Here is a 19,295-nt window from a genome sequence, read left to right as displayed (position 1 = left end):
CCTCCGGGCGGGCCCTGCCGCACGTGCGGAGCCAGTCGGCGTCAGGAGCGGACGCGCAGCGAGACGGGCAACGCTGTCACCGGGTACGGAGTGTCGTGGACGAAGGTGAGCGACGCCGTCCACACACCGGGCCTGCTGACGCGGTTCGCTTCGAGCGTGACGGTGACCGTGGCGCTCTGGCCCGGTCGCAGGACGAGCCGGTGCGGAGTCTCCGACAGCCAGGACACGTCCGACTCGGTCTGGTCGTAGCCCGGCAGCAGCATCGCGTTCGCCACGGGGGTGGGGAAGCGGGGCTGGCTGCTGCCGCCGACCCGGTACATCCCCGGTGCGCCGCCGCCCCGGTAGACGGGGCTGGGGGCGTCGGGCAGGGGGCTCCAGGTGTCGGTGTCCGGGGCGTAGGCGTATCCCTCTCCGGTCAGGACTCTGTTCTCCCCGACGCGCTTGAAGCCGCCGGAGACGAGCAGCCGGCCGTCGGCGGCGGCGTAGACGGCGGTGGACAGGCCGGCGGGCATGTCGGCGATGGCCTGCCAGCTGTCGGAGGCCGGACTGTAGACGTAGCCGCGCCCCGTCTCGACGTAGTCGTGGGTGCCGCCGGCGCAGTACACCTTGCCGGAGATCGCACCACATGACGCCCAGCTGATCGTCGTCGGGTAAGGGGCGGCCGTCGACCAGGTGCCGGTGTCCGGGTCGAAGACGTAGACGCTGTCCGTGCAGTCGGTGTTGGTGCATCCGCCGATCACATAGAGGCGTCCGTCGAGTACGACGCCGCTCGCGCCGTAGTGGCCTTCGGGGACGGCGGGCCCCTTGGACCAGGTCCCCTTGACGGCGTCGTAGACCTGGAGGGTGCTGCTGACCACCTCGCCGGGTCCCCAACCACCCACGGTATAAAAGTGGTTGCCGATAAATCCGTGGGCGGTGGCCTGACGCGGTCGTGGCGCGCTCGTGCCCTGCTTCCAGACTCCCGCGGCAGAGTCGTAGATGTAGAGGTCGCCGGTCGGGGTGTCGCCGTCGGCGGTGCCCAGAGCCGAGTACAGCTTGCCCTGGTGGTTCTCGACCGCGTTGTCCATCACCGGCACGGGCAGGTCGGGCAGGTTTTGCCAGGCCGTTCCGGGTGCCGGGCCGCCCGGTCCGGTACCGGTGCGTTCGCCGATACGGACGGTGGCCGCCGCCGTGCCGGTGTTGCGCACGGTGACCTCGCGGGTCACCGTGCCGTGCCGGCCGGTGGTGGCCTCGATCCCGGCCGGATCCACCGACAGGCGCCCGGCCTTGAGGACGAACGCGCCCTGCGTGGTCCGGTCCTTCGGTACCCGGACCGTCAGGGATGCGGTGCGGTAGGCGGGCTTCGCCGCGGTGACGGTGTGCCGGCCGCCGCCGGGGACGAACAGCCGGTAGAGGCCGTCGCCGGCCTTCGGGTCACCCGCCGTGGCCGCGCTCAGCGTGGCAGGCCCCGTGGCCGGGCGGGTGGCCACACTCGCGCCGATGAGGCCATGGCCGGTGTTGGCGTCGGAGACGGTCCCGGTGAGGATGCCGCCGGGGACGGGGGTCAGGACGCGCTCGTCGAGCGCCACGTCGTCGACGGCCCAGAGCACGCCGGGGCCGGTGAAGTGGAAGCGGAACCGTACGGCCGTCTTGCCCGCGTAGGCGGTCAGCGGGATCTCCACCCGGCCGCTGGTCCACAGCTGGTCCTGGTGCCATACGGTGGTCCAGGTCCGGCCGCCGTCGGCGGTGACGTCGACGTCACCGCTCTGGTCGCCGGATCCCTCGTAGTCGGTGCTGAAGGCCAGCGCGGGGTCGCCGTCGCGGCGCAGGTCGTAGACAGGGCTGACCAGTTGGGTGTCGAGAGTCGTGTCCCATCCGGCGTGATCGTTGTCGGCGATGGCGAACCCGCCGGAACCGCCGGTGCTGTTGCCCCGGCCGCCGGGGTCGTCGAAGGCCCACCCGGACGGGCTGCCCGGAGCGTCGACCACCTGCCATCCGGGCGGCGGACCGGTGGCGGAATCGAAGGGCTGCGTGTCGAGCGCCTGCACCTTCAGGGTGTAGGCGGGGTCGTCGCCCGCCCAGGTGTCGGCCGGCAGCGCCAGACCCACGTGCTGATCGGTGGCGCCGACCTTCACCTCGCGCACCAGCGGCTGGTAGTGGGTGTCGTCGGCGGTGATCCGCAGCGTGTACGTGCGGTCGGCGGGCAGGTCCACGCTGTACGCGCCGGTGTAGGCGTCCGACCAGACCGGGGCGCCCGGCACGCCGTCCACGGTGATCCTCGCGTGCAGGGGCCAGCCGTGTCCCGATCCGTCGGTGACGGTGCCGGAGACCCGGTGGGTGGCGAGTTTACGCAGACCGAAGTCACGGCGGACGGTGGCGCCGTCGCCGACCGTCACGCCTGACGCCGTGCCCGCCGCGTAGCCGTACGCGTCGATCGTGACGTCGTACTCGCCTGCGGGGAGCGGAAGTTCGTAGTGTCCGCGGCCGTCGGTGGTGGCGGTGTAGATGCCCGCGGTCACCCGGGCCGCGGCGACGGGCGCGCCGGTGGAGTCGTCGGTGGCGATGCCCGAGAGGGTGCCGTGCGCCGCCATGCGGAAGGCGCCGAGCCCGGCGGGCGTGCCGAGGCCGGTGGGGCCGTCGTAGCCGGGGCCCGCGGTGCACAGGTAGGAGGGGGAGCATTTCCCGTTCGACCCGGTCGTCACATCGTGCAGACCCGCTGAACCGCCTGTGGCGTAGGGGTAGGTGTTGGGATAGGTCCCGGCGACGGGAGTGCCGGCGTTCGCGTACACGCCGGTGATGATGGGCGCGGAGGCGCTGGTGCCGCCGGCCACGCCCCAGCCGCCCGCCTGGCCGAAGGTGTCGTAGACGGCGACACCGGTGGCCGGGTCGGCCACGGCGGAGACGTCCGCGACGGTGCGGCCGGGACACCCGGTGTCCCGTTGGAAGGCCGGTTTGGGCTCGTAGAGGGAGCAGCCGGAGCCGGTACCGCTGCCGTCGTGGTCCCACACGGATTCCGACCAGCCGCGGGACGTGCCCGCGTCCTGGGTGAGGGTGGTGCCGCCGACCGACGTGACGTGTGGGGAGGCCGCGGGATACGCGACTCCGTACCGGGTGTCGCCGGAGGAGGCGACGATCGCCACACCGGGGTGGTCGTAGTGCGAGTCCGCCGCCGTCTCGGCCGGGTCCTCCGGAAAGAACGCGTAGTTGGAGCCGTATGAATTGGAGACGTATCCGGCGCCCATGCCGACCGCCTGGTCCACCGCGGCCCCCAGGTCCTCGACCGTCGGCCGGTCGGCCTCGATCAGCAGGATCCGTGCTTCGGGGGCGACGGCGGAGACCATGTCCAGGTCGAGTGAGATCTCACCGGCCCAGCCTGTGTCCGCCGCGGGAAGGTCGGTTCCGCCGCGCTGGTCGGTCTTGGTGAAGCAGCCGTTGGCGGTGGTGCAGGGCGGTAGCCCGAACTGCGCCCGGTAGACGGCCAGATCGGCTTCCGCGTCGGGATTGTCGTAGGCGTCGACGATGGCGATGGTCCGGCCCGCTCCGCCGTTGGTGGGAAGGCCGTAGGCGTCGCGCAGGTCGGTGGGCCCGAAGCCCTGGGGTGTGTCCTCCGCCTCGCGCAGTCCCTTGTGCGTCGCGACGTCGGTCCGCAGCAGCCCGAAGCAGGTGAACTGGTGGGGTTTGGCGGGCCCGCACAGCGGCGCCACATGACCGGGCAGGTCGTGCGAGCGCGCGGTCGACTTCGCGGCCTTGCCGCCGTCGGCGGCCTGCGCGGGAACCTGGGCCCCGAGCGCCGCCAGCACGGCAGTGGTGAGAAGGAAGACTCCTACGGCCGGACGTCTGCGGCGGCGGAATGACAACCCTGGTTTGAGGGATATGGGCAACACACGTCTCCTGCAAATTGGTTGGCGGCCGCGGACCGAGGCCGCGCTCACGTTAGTGAGTTGCCCGCGCGGGCGGAAAGGTTCGCGGAGCAGCTATGTATTTTCACCGGTGACCGTGTGCCCGTAGAGGCACATTCACCGGCTTCGCAGCCCCTGGAGGGGTGCCCGTGCGAGGTCACGGTGGCGGCCCGGCGCACGTCGGGGGCCGTCGAAGTCACCTACTGGATCACCAGCGCCGAGCAGACCCTGCGACGTACCCGCGGATGAACGCCGGCATGTTCCGTGGTGCATGCTCAGGGCATGAGCGCATTCAGGAGTGATCTGGACCTCGAGGTCTACGACGTGACGGGCAACGGCGTGCAGGTCGATGTCGCGACCAACGCCCTGAACGGCACTGTCCGGCTGTCGGTGCTGTTCACGCAGGAGATTCTCTTGTCGGCCGATGACGCCGAGCGAGTCGCGCAATCGCTGCTGCGCGCCGCAGAACACGCTCGCCGTTTCGAGCCGAAGTCGGACGACCGCGAACCGTAGATCGGTCGTCCACCTTCCGGTTGAACTCCCCAATAGGGCCCCGGGCTTGGCTTTGAGGACGCCGTGTGTTCAGTGAGGCGGCAGGGCGCGGCCGAAGGCGATCGCGTGGGTGAGGGTCACGGGCCTGGACAGCCGGCACCTGACTTTGCGACGGGCTGGGTCGACCGGGCTGGTGGTGACGCACAGGGTGCGACGGGGCCGCGTCACGATCATCTGGTGGTCGGGGGTGGCCCGCTCGACGGGTTCAGCCCGGCGATCGTGCGTCAACGGTGGTCACTTGAACCGCAGGTACGGTGCACCAGGCCGTTCGGGATGACGGTGGGCCGATGCCTCGAACGCCGACTCGTAGTTGATCAGCGGCACGTCGTCCGGGTACCGCCGCCCGGTTCCTCGTCGCGTTCCGCACCGCCGGCCTGAAGGAGGTGACCGTGCGCGAGGTCAGTGCGCCCATGTCTTCCACAGCGCTGTCACCGTGGCCTCGATTCATCTCTCGCTCAGACCGTGTCCAAGCCGGCTTCCAGGGCGTCGGCCCGTTTCTGCAGGGCTGCCGCGATGTCGTCCCAGTCCGGTCCGTGAAGCCACAGGTTTTCGGCGGCCTCGCGCATCAGTGCCGGCTCGTCCGGCCGCTGCAACAACACGAGCCGATAGGCCAGATTCCGGATCCAGACCGGCAACTGGCCGTCCACCACGTGCGGACTGAGCTCACGTAGCATGGCGAGGATCTCATCCGCGTCCGCGAAGGTGAGCTCCTCGACGAAGTAGTGCTCCCGGTGTTTCTGGTCGCACTCCGCAGTGGGTCGGTGCTCGTCTCCGTAGAGACACCGTGCGTGCTCCGTCAGTGTGCTGTGCATGTTCGGGAGCCTACGACGTCATGATCCTCCTGGCACAACCTGATGCTGCGTTCCTCGCTTCGTGCGTAGAAGTCCTGGTGGCACGGCAGTTCGGGTACTCGGGAGCGGGTGTCGGGCAATGGTGTTCCGGGCGCGGCCGGGCCGCGGAGCGCGCGGCTCCTCGGCGCGGGTGACGTCGGCGTCGTAGTGGACGCGGCGTGCGTCACGGGTGACTGCGCCGCAGCGCGGGCGGGCGATCGTGTCGGCGGTGCGCTCGGTCGCTGTCCCGACCGTCCGCCCCGGTGTCCGCGTTCCCCCGCCCCCCGCGAACCGCTCGCCGGCCCGGTATCTGAGCCGCTCGCGAAAGCGCCGCCGCCCAGGTGCCGTTGCAGGGCTCAGTCGGTCGCCGCAGACCCGGGCGCCGGACCGCCCCGGATCCGGTGCTGTTGATGATCCCGGGCACGTCCGAGCGGCGGACCCAGGACTGTGTCGGCCACGGCGGCACCGCCTTGTTCGCCACGCTGGACATAGCCTTCTCGGCAAGTCATCGGAAGCAAGGGTTCCGCTATGGACAGCGGCCCGGATGGAGGGAGACCCATGCCCATGTCTGAGGAGAACCACGCCACGGTGGCGGTCACGGGGGTGACCGGAGCGCTGGGCGGCCGGATCGCGGCCCGGCTCGCCGAGCATGGCGTGCCCCAGCTCCTCGTCGGGCGCAGCCCTGACCGTATGCCTGAACTGCCGGGCGCCCAGCGGCGCGGGCCGGCCGCCTACGGAGACGCCCCGGCCATGCGCGAGGCACTCGAAGGCGCGTCGACCCTCATCCTGGTCTCCGGATACCGCACGGGGCGCAGACTGGAGGAACATGCCACCGTGGTCGAGGCCGCGATGTCGGTCGGCGTGGACCGGGTGCTGTACGTGTCTCTCGTCGGGGCTTCGCCCGTCGCCACCTATCTCAACGCCCGCGACCAGTGGGCGACCGAACAGTTCCTGGCAGGGGCCGGGGTCCGTCATACGGTGCTGCGGGCGGGCTGGTACTCGTCGACGCCGGCTGCCCTCGCCGACGAGGAATTCGTCGTGAGCGGCCCCGCGAGTACCGGCCGGGCGGCCTTCGTCACGCATGAGGACATCACGGAGGTGATCACGGCGGTCGCCCTCGACGACCGCCCCCGCTGCGAGCACGACGGTGCCATCCTGGAGATCACCGGGCCCGAGGCCCTGACCCTCGACGAAGCGGTCACGCGGATCGCCGCGGCCACCGGCCGGCCCTACCGCTTCGAGACGGAGACCCTCGAAGAGGCCTTCGCGCGGCGATGGCGACTGGGCATGAGCGGGGTGCAGATCGAGACCTGGATCTCGTGGTACCAGGCGATCGAGAGGGGCGAGATCTCCACGGTCACCGACGTCGTCCCCCGATTCACCGGCGCACCGGCCACGCCGATCTCGGACGCGGCCTGGTGGCCCGAGCCGCGGACAGCGCGCGGTGTCCGGTAAGGGCTCACGCGCGGACCGGATCCGGCTCCGGAGAGGACCACTTTCCGCGATTCCTCCCACGGGGGCCGGTGCCGTCCAGGTTGTTGGAGCGGGCAACGGGTGTTGTGCCTGCGCCGGATCATGAAACGGGTGGAGGGGGTCAGCGCGGCGTCCTAGGCGAAGGTGCCGCGGCCGGGGTCGCGGCAGCGGGACTCATGAGTGAGTTCGCGACAGTTCAGAAGCTTCCAGGTCCTCGTGCCACAACCGCGCCGGATCGGGCGGGGACTTACGGGGAACCGCGGCCGCCGGTGGCGGCCAGAGCCATGGGCCGATCTCGTCCTTGCGGCCCTTCACGGGGAGTTCTGGTCAGCCTGGCCTGCGAAACAATGGCAGGACCCGGTATGTCGCCGCTAGTTCCGAGACGCCGGTGCGTGACGGCACCTTCAATTCATCAGCTCATTCCGGGCCTCGGCGTGCGCCGGGTCCATACGCTGCCCGCTTCGTGGTCATGGTGTCGCCGTGGACGGTGACAGCCCGTGGCTTGGGGCCGCGAGGCAGCCGGTGGTTCGACCGAGGCAGGCGGCCGGAAGCCTGGACGCCAGTGATTCTTCCGATCTTGCCCGCCTCATCCTGCCGTGTCTCTTCCGACCGGGCAGTAGAAGCTCGGGGTTTCACGCGCAGGTTCCCCGGTCAGTCGGTGTACAGCAGCCTTCCTCGGAGCTGAGAGGAAACGGGTCGCGTCGCGTATATCGGACTGGACGGTGAAGAAGGGGCCGAGGTCTGAGCGGAGGCGGGCCTCGTACGCGGGGCGCGGGACAACGGTGCCGCGTTGAGGAGGGGTGGGGTGTGGGGCCGGACGGTGCGTGCGCCTCCGGGATGAGCGGGATGGCAACGTGCGGCAGCGTAATCAGCTTGATCGGTTGTGGGGGAGAGGGAAGTCATGACGAATGCGCGGACGGACTGGAGAGAGAACTCGGCCTGTGGCAGTTCCGATGCGGACGACCTGTTCGCGGACAGTCCGCGGCAGAAGCGGGCCAAGACGATCTGCATGCGGTGTCCGGTGCGTACGGAGTGTCTGGCCGAGGCTCTCGACGAACGTATCGAGTTCGGTGTGTGGGGTGGCATGACGGAGCGGGAGCGCAGAGTTCTGCTGCGCAGCAAACCGGACGTCGCCTCCTGGCTCTATGTACTGGAAGCGGCCCGGGACGGTGTGGTGTCCCGGGCCGGCTGAGACCAAGAGGTACCGCTCACACTGGACAAGGGCCCGAGGTCAACCACCTCGGATCCGGCGATCCGGGTTGAAACAAGGGGAGGGAGTGCCCTCCGAGGCTCGAGCGCGGATGACCGTCGACGCGCCGCCTCGTCTCAGCGGACGCTCCACACCTGGTTCGGCTGGGTGCCGCCACCGCCGTAGCAGTCCCAGATCTGGATTCGCGTACCCGCCGCGGTGCCGCGTTCCACCGCGTCCAGGCACTTCCCGGAGTCGGTGTTCACGATGGTGCCGTTGGCGTTGATCCGCCACTTCTGCGCGCCCAGCCCGTTGCAGGACCACAGCTGGACGACGGTGCCGTTGGCGGTACGGCCGCCGGAGACGCCCAGACACTTGCCGGTTGCCGGGTTCACCAGCGCTTCGCCCAGGCGGGCCCACTTCTGTGCTCCGGCACCGTTGCAGTCCCAGAGCTGAACGACGGTGCCGTCCGCGGCCGCCCCGTTCTTCACGTCCAGGCACCGGTTGCTGGCCTGGCCGACGACGGTGTCGCCGCCGGCCGGAGGCGGTGTGGTGCCCCCTCCTCCGTCAGTGGTGAAGGAGAAGTCGTCCACCGCCAAGCCCTGGCCGCCGACCCAGGGTTCGAAACCGAACTGGACGCTGGTCAGATACCACGCCTTGTTCACGTAGCCGCGACCGGCCGCGTCGTCGGTGAACTCCGCGATGCGCACGTCGAGCGAGTTGGTGCCCTGCTGACGCACATAGGACACCACGTTCCAGGAGATCCCGCCGTTGGACAGCCGGCCCTCCCACACGTCGTATCCGGCGCCTCCGACGGTCGCCGTGCCGATCTTCGAACCGGCGGGCTGCGGCGGACCGGAGTGGGCACCCCAGATCATGATCTCGGCACCGTTGTTCTGCCCGGCCGGGTGGGGCGAGGAGTCGAGCCAGATGTCGTACGCAGCGTCCCAGGAACCCCCGGTGGTGCGGTAGGAGACGGCGCTTCGGGGGTCCTTGAACGCGCTGACCTGGACCGGGAGGCCACTGTTCGTACTGCAGTTGCCGTAGTGGCAGCCCGCGTAGACCGATGGATACGCGGCGGGTGCGCCGTTCGTCGGGACGTTGTGACTCGCCGTGCTGATGTTGAAACCGGTGCTGGTGACAGTGAGGCACTGTGGGGTGTCGTCCCCCCACTCGTTGTTCTGCACGACGTACCTGCCGCCGGCGATCGGCGCACTGCCGAACTTGTCGCACAACACCGTGTCGGCGCCGGCCGCCGTGCCGGCCACCAGCGACAGCGCGGCGGCGAGCAGCAGCGCCGCGAGCACACCCACCGCGGCGCGCGCGCCTGAGCGGACATGGATCATCGGAGACTCCTTCGGGAGACGTGAAGGTGGGGAGGACCGCGGTCCCGCTTCGGCCGCGTGCCGCCGCACGGCGAGGCTCGCCGTCTCGTCCGCCACACCGTGCGGCGTGCCGCGGACCGGCCGGGACCGGTCCGAGTGATCTCCCTAGCCGGCCCGGCAGTTCAGGACCGGGGTCCCCGCGCCGCCCGGTGCCGCACTGAAGCCGAAGCCGGTCGAGGCGCCGGCCGCGATGGCCCCGTTGTGGGCGGCGTTCGCCGCGGTCACCGTCCTGCCGACCTGGCTGTAGGAGGCGTTCCACATCCCGGAGACGGTCTGGTTGCCTGCCCACTCCCAGGTGACCTGCCACGACCTGGTCGTCGAGGAGCCTGTGTTGGTGACCGTGACGTCGGCGTTGAACCCGCTGCCCCAGTCGCTGCTCACCTTGTAGGAGGCCGTGCATCCGCTGGAGCCGCCTCCGGTGCCGGCGGTCGTCGCGGTGACCGGCGCGGACGCCGGAGAGGTGTTCCCGGCCGCGTCGCGGGCCCGCACCGTGTAGTCGTAGCGGGTCCCCGCGGTGAGGCCCGTGTCGGTGAAGGACGTGCCGGTGACCTGACCGACCCTCGCGGTGCCGCGGTAGACGTCATAGCCGGCGACCCCGGTGTCGTCGGTGGACGCCTTCCACGAAAGGGAGACACTCGACGCGGTGGTACCGGTCGCGGCCAGTCCCGTCGGTGTCGAGGGCGGGGTAGAGTCCGCGCCTCCTCCTCCGGCGAAGCCTGGTGCCTTGATTCCGGCGAGATATCCGTCTTTGACGGTGTCCACGGTCTGCCAGTCGTCCTTGAGAATGCCTCCGGTGTCGCCGGAGTTCGGATTCCACGACCAGAAGGTCCAGTTGAAGCTGTCGGCCCCGTATGTGCTCGTGGGGCGCAGGTAGTCGACGAGTGCGGCCAGCCACTTCTGGTCGACCGTCGACTGCAGGGTGGTGCCGAACTCTCCGAGCCAGACAGGGGCGATGTTCTGTTTGAAGATGTAGCCCCAGTTCTTGTCCCAGATGGCCGGCATGTTCGCCGGGAACGACGGGTCGCTGAACCACGGTTGCTGGGCCACGCTGGTGGCGTAGTCGTGGGCCGAGTAGACGAGGCGGTCGGCGACGCTCAGTCGCACCGGTGCCGTGGCGACCCCGGCGAGGTTGCCGCCCCACCAGTTGCTCTGACCGTTCACCGTCTGGACGCCCTCGACGAAGATCAGCAGATCTGGATTGACGGACAGGACCGCGTTGCCGGCCCGTTCGGCGGCGAGCCGCCAGTCCGTGCTCGTGTCGCCGCAGCCCCAACAGGCCGGGTCGTGCGGCTCGTTGTGCAGGTCGATCCCGATCACCGCGGTGTTGCCCAGGTAGCGTGCCGCCAAGGCCTTGAGGTCGGTGATCCACGTCGTCTCGGGGACGGCGGAGGTGTACCAGAGCGCCGACTGGGCCGAGGAGTCGGGCCGATGACGGTCGAGCACGACCTTGAGACCGACCGAGCCCGCGTAGCCGACGATCTTGTCCATCACCTGGAGGGAGTTGAGGCCCTGCAAGTCGGTGTTCAGGCCGCCTGCGTAGGTGATGCCGTTGGGCTGGGTGCCCTTGAAGATGTCGTCGCTGTAGGGCAGGCGGATGGTGTTGTAACCCAGGGTCTTCATCTGGTCGACCATCGACTTGTAGTCGCGCGACCAGAGCCCGTGCGCGACGTAGTTGGACGTCTCGAATCCGAACCAGTTGACGCCGGCCATGCGCACCGGCTGGTTCTGAGCGTCGAGGATCCGGCGGCCGTCGGTGTGCCAGTATCCGGCGCCGGATGCGGCCGCCACACGCGACGGGGGCGAGGGCGCGGCGGCCGCCCGGGCGGGCATCGCAGCGGTGAACGGGACGAGAGCCGCGAGGGCCGCGGTGAGAAGCGCGACCAGGGCACGCCTGACGGGGAAGGGGGGTGGGTGACGCATGGTGGGGGGTCCTCTCCGGGTGGGAGCGCTCCCATTCTTGGGCGCACGTCTCCGGGCGGGCAGGCGGTGGGGCATCCGGCGTGACGGCTCCCGCGGACCGACAGGAGTGTCCCGCTCCTGACGGCCGCCTCGTCGTAGCCGGACTGCGCACATGGAAGCCACTAAGCGTGTCCGCGTCAATACCTTGCGCAGCGATCGCCTCGGACCGCGGAGTTGTCGGCCACGGGTGCGTTCCGTTTCGGCCATGGCCGCGGCGCTCGGGGCCGCGAAGGGGGCGTTCGCCCGCCGCGCGGATTCTCCACCGCACGGTTCTCGGACCCCCGGCGCCTTCGCGCACGCCGCGACCTGGCATGCCTTCGCGCGGCCCGTGCGTGAGTCCGGCACCGTGATTCGAGCGTACGACGGACCGTCAGGACGGCACTCTCGGCACGGGTGTTGACATCCGCGCTCCGGTCCCCGCACCTTGGGAGCGCTCCCACATTTGGTGCCTCCGTCCCCGCCGTCACCTCAGCGACCGGGCACCGTCCGCACGCGACGACGAGAACGCCGGGCCTCCGCCCGGTCGGCGCCGCGGCGCGCTCCTGTTCGGCGGCCCCTCAGCACCACCTCGCGCGACGCACACGGTCGCACCTTCGTCGTGCCCGCACGAAACGCCCGTCCGGCGGACTTCCGCCCGGTGTGCCGGACGACGCACACCGGGCGGCCGCCGGCGACCCCGCACACAGACCGCACTCGCCCGCTCTCCCCAGGAGATGACCGATGCCCTCCCGCAGACCCGACTCCACCTTGCGCCGAAACGGACCGAAGCGGACCGCCGTTCTGGCCGTCGGCGCCCTCCTCGGAGCCCTGTCCATCACCGCCCTGCCGACCACCGCGACGGCAGCCGCCAAACTCGACAACCCCTATGTCGGCGCGAAGGCGTACGTGAACCCCGACTGGTCGGCCAAGGCCGCGGCCGAGCCGGGCGGTTCGGCCATCTCCAACCAGCCCACCTTCGTCTGGCTGGACCGGATGGCCGCGATCCAGGGCACCGCCGACGCCCGTGGTCTGAAGGCGCACCTCGACGCGGCCAAGGCGCAGGGCGCCAACCTCGTCCAACTGGTCATCTACGACCTGCCGGGCCGGGACTGTGCGGCCCTCGCCTCCAACGGCGAACTCGGCCCGGACGACCTGGCCACTTACCAGAGCGGCTACATCGACCCGATCGCCGCGATCCTCGCCGACCCGGCCTACGCGAGCCTGCGCATCGTCAACCTCATCGAACCCGACTCACTGCCCAACCTCGTGACCAACGCGGGCGGCACGGCAGGCTCCACGCCGCAGTGCGCCACCATGAAGGCCAACGGCAACTACGAGAAGGGCGTCGGCTACGCCCTGCACAAGCTCGGCGCTCTGTCCAACGCCTACAACTACATCGACGCCGGCCACCACGGCTGGCTCGGGTGGGACAGCAATCTCACCCCGTCCGCCCAGGAGTTCAAGAAGGCCGCCACCACCAACGGCGCCACCGTGAACGACGTGACGGGCTTCATCGTCAACACCGCCAACTACTCCGCCACCAAAGAGCCGTACGTCAAGGTGACGGACACGGTGAACGGCCAGACGGTGCGCCAGTCCAAGTGGATCGACTGGAACCAGTACGACGACGAGAGCTCGTACGCGCAGGGGCTGCGCACCGCGCTCGTCGCGCAGGGCTTCGACGCCGGTATCGGCATGCTCGTCGACACCTCACGCAACGGCTGGGGCGGTTCGGCGAGGCCGACCGGTCCCGGCCCGACGACGAGCGTCGACGCCTACGTGGACGGCGGTCGCATCGACCGGCGCATCCACGCCGGGAACTGGTGCAACCAGAGCGGGGCGGGCCTCGGCGAGCGCCCGGCGACCGCACCCGACACCGGAATCGACGCCTACGTGTGGGCCAAGCCGCCGGGTGAGTCGGACGGGGCCAGCCAGGCCGTCGACAACGACGAGGGCAAGGGCTTCGACAGGATGTGCGACCCCACGTACACGGGGAACGCGCGGAACGGGAACAACCTCACCGGAGCACTCCCCAACTCCCCGCTCGCCGGGCACTGGTTCTCCGCCCAGTTCCGCCAGCTGCTCGCCAACGCCAACCCGCCGGTGAGCGGATCGGGTGGCGGTGGCGGGGACACGCAGGCCCCGACCGTTCCCGGCGGCCTCACGGTCAGCTCCACGACCAGCAACAGCGCCACCCTGAGCTGGAGCGCGTCCACGGACAACACCGCGGTCACCGGATACGACGTCTACCGCAACGGCACCAAGGTCGGCAGCGCCACCACCACGTCCTATACCGACAGTGGACTCGCCGCCTCCACCACCTACACGTACACCGTCAGGGCCAAGGACGCGGCCGGCAACGTCTCGGCCTCGTCCACGGCGGTGTCCGCCACCACCAAGGCATCGGGCGGAGGAGGAGGCACGCCGGGCCTCAAGGCGCAGTACAAGAACAACGACTCCTCCACCGGCGACAACGGGATCAGGCCCGGTCTCAAGCTTGTCAACGGCGGTTCCAGCACGGTCGATCTGTCCAAGGTGACCATCCGCTACTGGTTCACCGGGGAGTCCTCATCGGCCGGATACCAGACCTTCTGCGACTGGGCGCAGCTCGGCTGCTCCACGGTGAAGACCTCCGTGAGAGCCGTCTCCCCGAGCCGCACGGGCGCGGACCACTATCTGGAGGTGGGCTTCACCTCCGGTTCGCTGGCCGCCGGAGCCGACAGCGGTGAACTCCAGTTGCGCATGGCCAAGTCGGACTGGTCGAACTTCGACGAGTCGGACGACTACAGCCGCGGTGCCAACAGCTCCTACGCGGACGCGGCCAAGGTGACCGTGTACGTGGCGGGCACCCTCGTGTGGGGCACCGAGCCGTAAAGCGGGCAGGGCGGTCAGGGGGCCGGGGCGGCGACGCTCCGGCCCTCACGCCGCCCGTGCGGGACGCGCCGCTCGTCCGTCCTGGCGCGGTGCGCCGGTGCGGTCGCGGACGACCATCAGGGGGTGGCGCCGGTCGGCGGTCAGGGCGTGGGCCGGCGGCGGCGCCGTCCGTTCGTCTCCGTCGGGCGGCGGACTCGGCGTCCGTCAGGGTTCGTCCGCGAGCCGCAGCGGAGTGCTGTGCCCTCCCGCCACGCTGCCGTCCGGCCTTCCCACGGCACGGAGTTGCCGCAGGCGCTGTCACGGAGAGGTCTTCCGGATCGGGTGAAGCCGGTGCGCGAGCCCCTCTTCTCTTGGCTCTTGCCGTGCGCCGCTTCGGTTCGGGTGGGGCGGCCGACAGTCACGAGCCGACGGCGGTGGCCGAGCAAGGGCGAAGACCGAGAACGCGCCGCCGCGCGCTCAACGTGGGTGTGACCAGCGGCCGGCGGGCCTGCGGACTCGTGCGGCCGCCTGCCGACGTTCGTCGCGCAGCTCCTTGAGATAGGACCGGGCGTCCACCTGGATCGTGTGCCGCCTGGAAGCCACGTACCGGCGGGCCAGCGCTTCACGATAGGCCTGCGCTTCGCGCCGCATCTCCGCGGGCTCGGGCAGGATGCCCCGGCCGTCGAGGAGATCGGCCACCCAGTGCGACTGGGCCTCGGCGAGCGGCATGATCGCGCCGAGGGGCTGCACGAGGCCGATGAAGTACAGGCCGGGGTGGTCGGGGGAGACGACCCGGTGGTACAGGCTGACGGCGTTGTCCGTGGGGTCGGTCAACTCGCCCCTGAGGAACGGGAAGGAGATGTCGTACCCGGTGCAATAGATGATGTCGTCGATCACCTCGGAGGTGCCGTCGGCGAAGACGACCCGGTCGTGTTCCAGGCGCTCCGGGTTCGGTTTCACGGCGATGTCGCCGTGGCCCAGGCGGGAGAGCAGGTCGTCGGAGATGGTCGGATGGGCGCCGAGCACGCGGTGGCGCGGCGTCGGGAGTCCGTAGCCGCTCAAACTGCCGCGGCTCAGTCGCAGGAGCAGCTGCAGTCCCCGGTCCTGCACCGCCAGAGGCGCCCTGGCCAGCGCGGAGTTGGTGAGGTGGTCGGTGGGTACGCCGAACAGGTACTTCGGCAGGATGTGGGCGCCCCGCCGCATCGCGAGGAACGTGCGCCGGGAGACCCGGGAGGTCTCCACCGCGATGTCGCAGGCCGAGTTGCCGATTCCGAGGACGAGGACCCGCCGGTCGGCGAACGGGTCCGGGGTGCGGTAGTGGTGGGAATGGGTCTGCCGGCCGGTGAACCGTCCGGCTCCGGGCAGCGGGGGCCGGGGCATGCGTGGCTTCCAGTGGTGCCCGGTGGCGACCAGGACCGCGCCGTACGTCCGCTCGTGCGATGCCCCCGTGTCGAGTCGACGGACCGTCACCTGCCAGCCCTCGCCCGGTATGTGTGCCGCTCTCGTCACCTCGGTACGGAAGGTGATCGACGCGCGCAGGCCGAAGTGGTCCACGAAGGCGTCGAAATAGCGGGCGATCTGGAAGTGGCTCGGGTAGACCGGGTAGTCGTCCGCCATGGGGAAGCAGGCGTACTCCATGATCTGCCGCGAGGTGTTGATGTGGAGCGAGCGGTACGCCGACGACATGCCGTTGTCGTTGAGGTACCGCCAGTTCCCTCCGACCTCCGACCCGGTCTCGTAGCAGTCGTACGGGATTCCGCGTGCCGCGAGAACCTGGCAGGCGGCGATTCCGGACGAGCCGGCTCCGATCACACACACCCGTTCCATGACGGATCCTTCCTGCCGGCACCGGGTCATGTGACCAGGTGGTCACAGGCTGGCTCGGTGCTCCATCCGTTGTCAATGGCCGTGCCGCGCCCAGGCGCGACCCTCGGGGCCCAACAGCCTTTTGTGTCACGACCGTTGACACCGAGGGCCGGCGCCTCCACGATGACCGGGCGGTCACATGACCGCCCGGTCATCCGCGGGAGCACCCCATGCCCACCACCACCTGGACAGGCCTGTCGCCGGTCCGACGAGAGCGCGTCCTGGTCGCCGCGATGGACGAGTTCGGCACGCACGGCTACTCCACCGGGAGCCTCAACGTCATCGCCCGTGAGGCGGGCGTCGCCAAGGGCTCGCTCTTCCAGTACTTCGCAGGAAAACTCGACCTGTTCGCCTACGTGGCCGAGCAGACCTCGCTGCGCATCTACGCCGAGATGCGTCCCTGGCTCGAGGGGTACGACGGTTCCACCGAGTTCTCCGCCCACTTGACGGACGCCCTGGGCGCGTGGCTCGACTACTTCACCACGCACCCACTGGAACGCGGGGTCACCGCGGCGACCAACATGGAGATGAACCCGTCGGTCCGTGACGCGGTGCGTGCCCCCGTCCAGGAGATCTACCTCGTCGGTCTGCGTCCCCTGGTCGAGAGGGCCGTGGAGACCGGGGACCTGCGCAAGGACGCCGACGTGGACGCCCTGCTGTCGCTCCTGCTCGTCCTCCTGCCGCATCTCGCCCTCGCTCCGCACGCCCCGGGAAGCGAGGGCCCGGTGCCCCTCGTGGGAGAGAACCCCGAGATCCGCCGGGAGAACATCGCACGGCTCGTCACCCCCCTGCTCGCCGACTTCGTTTCACGGAGCGGGCGATGAGCGAATTCGACTACGACGTACTGGTCGTCGGCTCCGGATTCGGCGGCAGCGTCACCGCCCTGCGGCTCACGGAAAAGGGCTACCGGGTCGGCGTGCTGGAGGCCGGCCGCCGTTTCGCCGACGCGGACTTCCCCCGTACCTCCTGGCACGTGCGTGACTACCTCTTCGCTCCCCGGCTCGGCTGCCGGGGCATCCTGCGTATGACCCTGCTCGGAGACATCCTGGTCCTGACCGGAGCCGGGGTCGGCGGCGGCTCCCTGGGCTACGCCAACACCCTCTACGAACCCTCCGACGCCTTCTATCAGGGATCGGCCTGGGCCGCGCTCACCGACTGGCGCAGCGAGCTCGCCCCCTACTACACGCAGGCCCGCCGCATGCTCGGGGTGACCCCCAACCCCGTCTTCACCGACGCCGACCGGCTGCTCAAGGACACCGCCCGCCGTCTCGGCCGTGAACACACCTTCCGCCCCACCCCCGTGGGCGTCCACTTCGGCCCGCCCGGTACCCTGCCGGGAACACGCGTCGCCGACCCCTTCTTCGGCGGAGAGGGCCCCGACCGGGCCGCCTGCCTGCAGTGCGGTGCGTGCATGACCGGGTGCCGGCACAACGCCAAGAACACCCTGCCCAAGAACTACCTGGGTCTCGCCGAACGTGCCGGTGCCACGGTCCTCCCGGAGCGCACCGTCACGGACGTCACCCGGCGCGGCGAGGGATGGGCCGTCACCTCGGTGCGTACGGGCGCCTTACCGCGACGCCGCGGACGAACCCTCACGGCCCGGAACGTGGTCTTCGCCGCAGGTGCCCTGGGGACCCAGGGACTGCTGTACCGGCTGCGCGACCGCGGTTCCCTGCCCCAGGTGTCACCCCGACTGGGGAGGCTCACCCGCACCAACTCCGAAGCGGTGCTGGCCGTCCGTTCGAAGCACAAGGACGCCGACTACACCCGGGGCATCGCCATCACCTCCTCGGTGCGACTGGACGACACCACACATGTCGAACCCGTTCGCTACGGCCGGGGCAGCAATCTGCTGGGGCTGCTCGGCGCGACACTCGTCGACCCCGCACCGGGCCGGTCCCGGCTGCTGCTCGGACTGGCCGCTATGGCCCGCAACGCGCGCGGCCTGCCACGACTGCACAACCCACGCCGCTGGTCCCAGCAGACCGTGGTCCTGCTGGTGATGCAGACCGTCGACAACTCCGTGACCACATACACCCGAAGGACCCTCCTCGGCCGACGAAGGCTGACCAGTCGTCAAGGAGAGGGCGCGCCCAACCCCGTCTGGATACCCGCGGGCCACGCGGTGGCGCGAGAGGCGGCCGCTCTGAGCGGCGGGCAGGCCTGCGGAACCTGGGGTGACCTCTTCGACATTCCGACCACCGGCCACCTCATCGGCGGCTGCGCCGTCGGCGACAGCGCGCGGAACGGCGTCGTCGACCCGTACCACCGCTTGCACGGCCACCCCGGGCTGCACGTCATCGACGGCTCCACCATCTCCGCGAACCTCGGCGTCAACCCGTCCCTCACGATCACGGCCCTCGCCGAGCGAGCGACCGCCCTGTGGCCCAACAAGGGGGAGGCCGATCCGCGCCCCGGCCCCGGCGAGCCGTACCGCACCGTCGCCCCGGTCCCGCCGCGTCATCCCGCGGTGCCCGCCGGCGCTCCGGCTGCCCTGAGTCTGCGGCCTCCCACCGGAAAGGACGTCTCGTGACCGGCTATCCGAAGGAGCCCTGGCAGCTGGCCGGCCAGATGTACCTGTCGATGTGGCTGGTGGCGCGACACGAGGTGCCCGAGGTCCCCCTCGGGACACGTCCCCTCACTGTCGCAGGCCGCGGCGTGGTGGGAGCGGCCTGGGTCGTCTACGAGAACGACAGCGTCCTGTCGTACAACGAGCTGCTCCGGGCGGTTCTCGTACGGGTCGGAGCCCGCCCCCGCGTGTGCATCACCGACATCTGGGTGGACAGCGAGACCTCGAAGGCGGGTGGTCGCGCCCTGTGGGGCATCCCGAAGGAGATGGCTGACTTCGACCTGGACAGGAGCGATGGCCTGAGAGCCTCCGCCAAGTCCGACGACGGGCTTCTGGCCGGCGCAGCCTTCCGCCCCGGCAGGAGACTGCCCGGCCGCTGGCCGCTGTCCTACCGCGTGGCACAGACCTTGTCCGGAAGGCTGAAGACCACTCCGGTGCGGTCGCGTTCCACTCTCTCCCTCGCGCGGGCCGACTGGAGCGCGCCGGACAGCGGCCCCTTGTGGGCGCTGGGCCTCAGCCGTCCCCTGATCAGCGTCGAACTGAGCGACTTCCAGATCCGGTTCGGCGAAGCCGCCGCAGACCCCCCACGGGCAAGGAGTGAGCGGCCGGCCCCCTGAACCGGCCGCTCACTCCGATGTTCACCCCCGGTCCGGGACGCGCGTGCGAGCCCGCCGCGCACCGTCCCGCCTCACCCCGGCCCGCTCCCCACGCAAGCCCGTGCCCCGGCCGGCGAGCTCACCTACGGGCTCGACCGAGAAAGAG

12 protein-coding genes are annotated in these 19,295 nt (G+C 70.4%); 7 read left to right on the top strand and 5 right to left on the bottom strand.

Annotated elements, in window-relative coordinates; translation table 11 throughout:
* Nucleotides 1-41: 41 nt before the first annotated feature.
* A complete protein-coding gene (locus GFH48_RS01995) occupies nucleotides 42-3,860 on the bottom strand; it encodes a Kelch repeat-containing protein (RefSeq protein WP_153286565.1) in 3,819 nt (1,272 codons plus the stop codon).
* 300 nt (nucleotides 3,861-4,160) lie between these two features.
* Here GFH48_RS01995 and GFH48_RS01990 point away from each other — a divergent pair, with 300 nt between their 5' ends.
* Nucleotides 4,161-4,391 (top strand): hypothetical protein, encoded by a 231-nt coding sequence (locus tag GFH48_RS01990; RefSeq protein ID WP_153286564.1) that lies wholly within the window; start codon nucleotides 4,161-4,163, stop codon nucleotides 4,389-4,391.
* 494 nt (nucleotides 4,392-4,885) lie between these two features.
* On the opposite strand, the gene GFH48_RS01985 is transcribed toward GFH48_RS01990, so the two are convergent.
* On the bottom strand, nucleotides 4,886-5,242 hold the full coding sequence (locus GFH48_RS01985) for a hypothetical protein (protein WP_153286563.1): 357 nt from the start codon (nucleotides 5,240-5,242) through the stop codon (nucleotides 4,886-4,888).
* Between the two features lie 582 nt (nucleotides 5,243-5,824).
* On the opposite strand from GFH48_RS01985, the gene GFH48_RS01980 reads away from it, so the two are divergent.
* Both GFH48_RS01980 and GFH48_RS01975 read left to right on the top strand, forming a co-directional pair.
* A complete protein-coding gene (locus tag GFH48_RS01980; RefSeq protein WP_153286562.1) occupies nucleotides 5,825-6,715 on the top strand; it encodes an NAD(P)H-binding protein in 891 nt (296 codons plus the stop codon).
* Between the two features lie 919 nt (nucleotides 6,716-7,634).
* Complete coding sequence (locus tag GFH48_RS01975) at nucleotides 7,635-7,925, top strand: WhiB family transcriptional regulator (RefSeq protein WP_153286561.1); 291 nt, start codon at nucleotides 7,635-7,637, stop codon at nucleotides 7,923-7,925.
* Nucleotides 7,926-8,059: 134 nt separating this feature from the next.
* Here the strand turns inward: GFH48_RS01975 and GFH48_RS01970 are convergent, their stop codons facing one another.
* Both GFH48_RS01970 and GFH48_RS01965 read right to left on the bottom strand, forming a co-directional pair.
* A complete protein-coding gene (locus GFH48_RS01970) occupies nucleotides 8,060-9,268 on the bottom strand; it encodes a GH12 family glycosyl hydrolase domain-containing protein (RefSeq protein WP_153286560.1) in 1,209 nt (402 codons plus the stop codon).
* A 144-nt stretch (nucleotides 9,269-9,412) separates the two neighbouring features.
* Entirely contained in the window at nucleotides 9,413-11,227 is a 1,815-nt protein-coding gene (locus GFH48_RS01965) for a cellulase family glycosylhydrolase (RefSeq protein WP_153286559.1), read from the bottom strand.
* A gap of 759 nt (nucleotides 11,228-11,986) precedes the next feature.
* Here GFH48_RS01965 and GFH48_RS01960 point away from each other — a divergent pair.
* The gene (locus GFH48_RS01960; RefSeq protein ID WP_153286558.1) at nucleotides 11,987-14,119 is read left to right on the top strand and encodes a glycoside hydrolase family 6 protein; all 2,133 of its coding nucleotides are present in this window, start codon (nucleotides 11,987-11,989) and stop codon (nucleotides 14,117-14,119) included.
* Between the two features lie 456 nt (nucleotides 14,120-14,575).
* Here GFH48_RS01960 and GFH48_RS01955 read toward each other — a convergent pair whose 3' ends face one another.
* Entirely contained in the window at nucleotides 14,576-15,925 is a 1,350-nt protein-coding gene (locus GFH48_RS01955; protein WP_153286557.1) for a flavin-containing monooxygenase, read from the bottom strand.
* Between the two features lie 209 nt (nucleotides 15,926-16,134).
* Here GFH48_RS01955 and GFH48_RS01950 point away from each other — a divergent pair, with 209 nt between their 5' ends.
* Genes GFH48_RS01950 through GFH48_RS01940 form a run of 3 tightly spaced genes read left to right on the top strand, consistent with a single transcriptional unit; the run spans nucleotide 16,135 to nucleotide 19,150 of the window.
* Nucleotides 16,135-16,788 (top strand): TetR/AcrR family transcriptional regulator, encoded by a 654-nt coding sequence (locus GFH48_RS01950; protein WP_153286556.1) that lies wholly within the window; start codon nucleotides 16,135-16,137, stop codon nucleotides 16,786-16,788.
* The gene (locus GFH48_RS01945; protein WP_153286555.1) at nucleotides 16,785-18,497 is read left to right on the top strand and encodes a GMC oxidoreductase; all 1,713 of its coding nucleotides are present in this window, start codon (nucleotides 16,785-16,787) and stop codon (nucleotides 18,495-18,497) included. The genes GFH48_RS01950 and GFH48_RS01945 overlap by 4 nt, the downstream gene beginning before the upstream one ends.
* On the top strand, nucleotides 18,494-19,150 hold the full coding sequence (locus GFH48_RS01940) for an acetoacetate decarboxylase family protein (RefSeq protein WP_228120270.1): 657 nt from the start codon (nucleotides 18,494-18,496) through the stop codon (nucleotides 19,148-19,150). The genes GFH48_RS01945 and GFH48_RS01940 overlap by 4 nt, the downstream gene beginning before the upstream one ends.
* Nucleotides 19,151-19,295: the final 145 nt, after the last annotated feature.

The organism is Streptomyces fagopyri, assembly GCF_009498275.1.
GTDB lineage: Bacteria > Actinomycetota > Actinomycetes > Streptomycetales > Streptomycetaceae > Streptomyces > Streptomyces fagopyri.
This window is presented reverse-complemented; position numbering and strand designations above follow the sequence as displayed.

What these genes read in the sequence shown, in the direction of transcription:
- GFH48_RS01990 (WP_153286564.1), top strand. Translation starts at nt 4,161, where the DNA reads ATGAGCGCATTCAGGAGTGATCTGGACCTCGAGGTCTACGACGTGACG.
- GFH48_RS01985 (WP_153286563.1), bottom strand. Translation starts at nt 5,242, where the DNA reads ATGCACAGCACACTGACGGAGCACGCACGGTGTCTCTACGGAGACGAG.
- GFH48_RS01980 (WP_153286562.1), top strand. Translation starts at nt 5,825, where the DNA reads ATGTCTGAGGAGAACCACGCCACGGTGGCGGTCACGGGGGTGACCGGA.
- GFH48_RS01975 (WP_153286561.1), top strand. Translation starts at nt 7,635, where the DNA reads ATGACGAATGCGCGGACGGACTGGAGAGAGAACTCGGCCTGTGGCAGT.
- GFH48_RS01970 (WP_153286560.1), bottom strand. Translation starts at nt 9,268, where the DNA reads ATGATCCATGTCCGCTCAGGCGCGCGCGCCGCGGTGGGTGTGCTCGCG.
- GFH48_RS01965 (WP_153286559.1), bottom strand. Translation starts at nt 11,227, where the DNA reads ATGCGTCACCCACCCCCCTTCCCCGTCAGGCGTGCCCTGGTCGCGCTT.
- GFH48_RS01960 (WP_153286558.1), top strand. Translation starts at nt 11,987, where the DNA reads ATGCCCTCCCGCAGACCCGACTCCACCTTGCGCCGAAACGGACCGAAG.
- GFH48_RS01955 (WP_153286557.1), bottom strand. Translation starts at nt 15,925, where the DNA reads ATGGAACGGGTGTGTGTGATCGGAGCCGGCTCGTCCGGAATCGCCGCC.
- GFH48_RS01950 (WP_153286556.1), top strand. Translation starts at nt 16,135, where the DNA reads ATGCCCACCACCACCTGGACAGGCCTGTCGCCGGTCCGACGAGAGCGC.
- GFH48_RS01945 (WP_153286555.1), top strand. Translation starts at nt 16,785, where the DNA reads ATGAGCGAATTCGACTACGACGTACTGGTCGTCGGCTCCGGATTCGGC.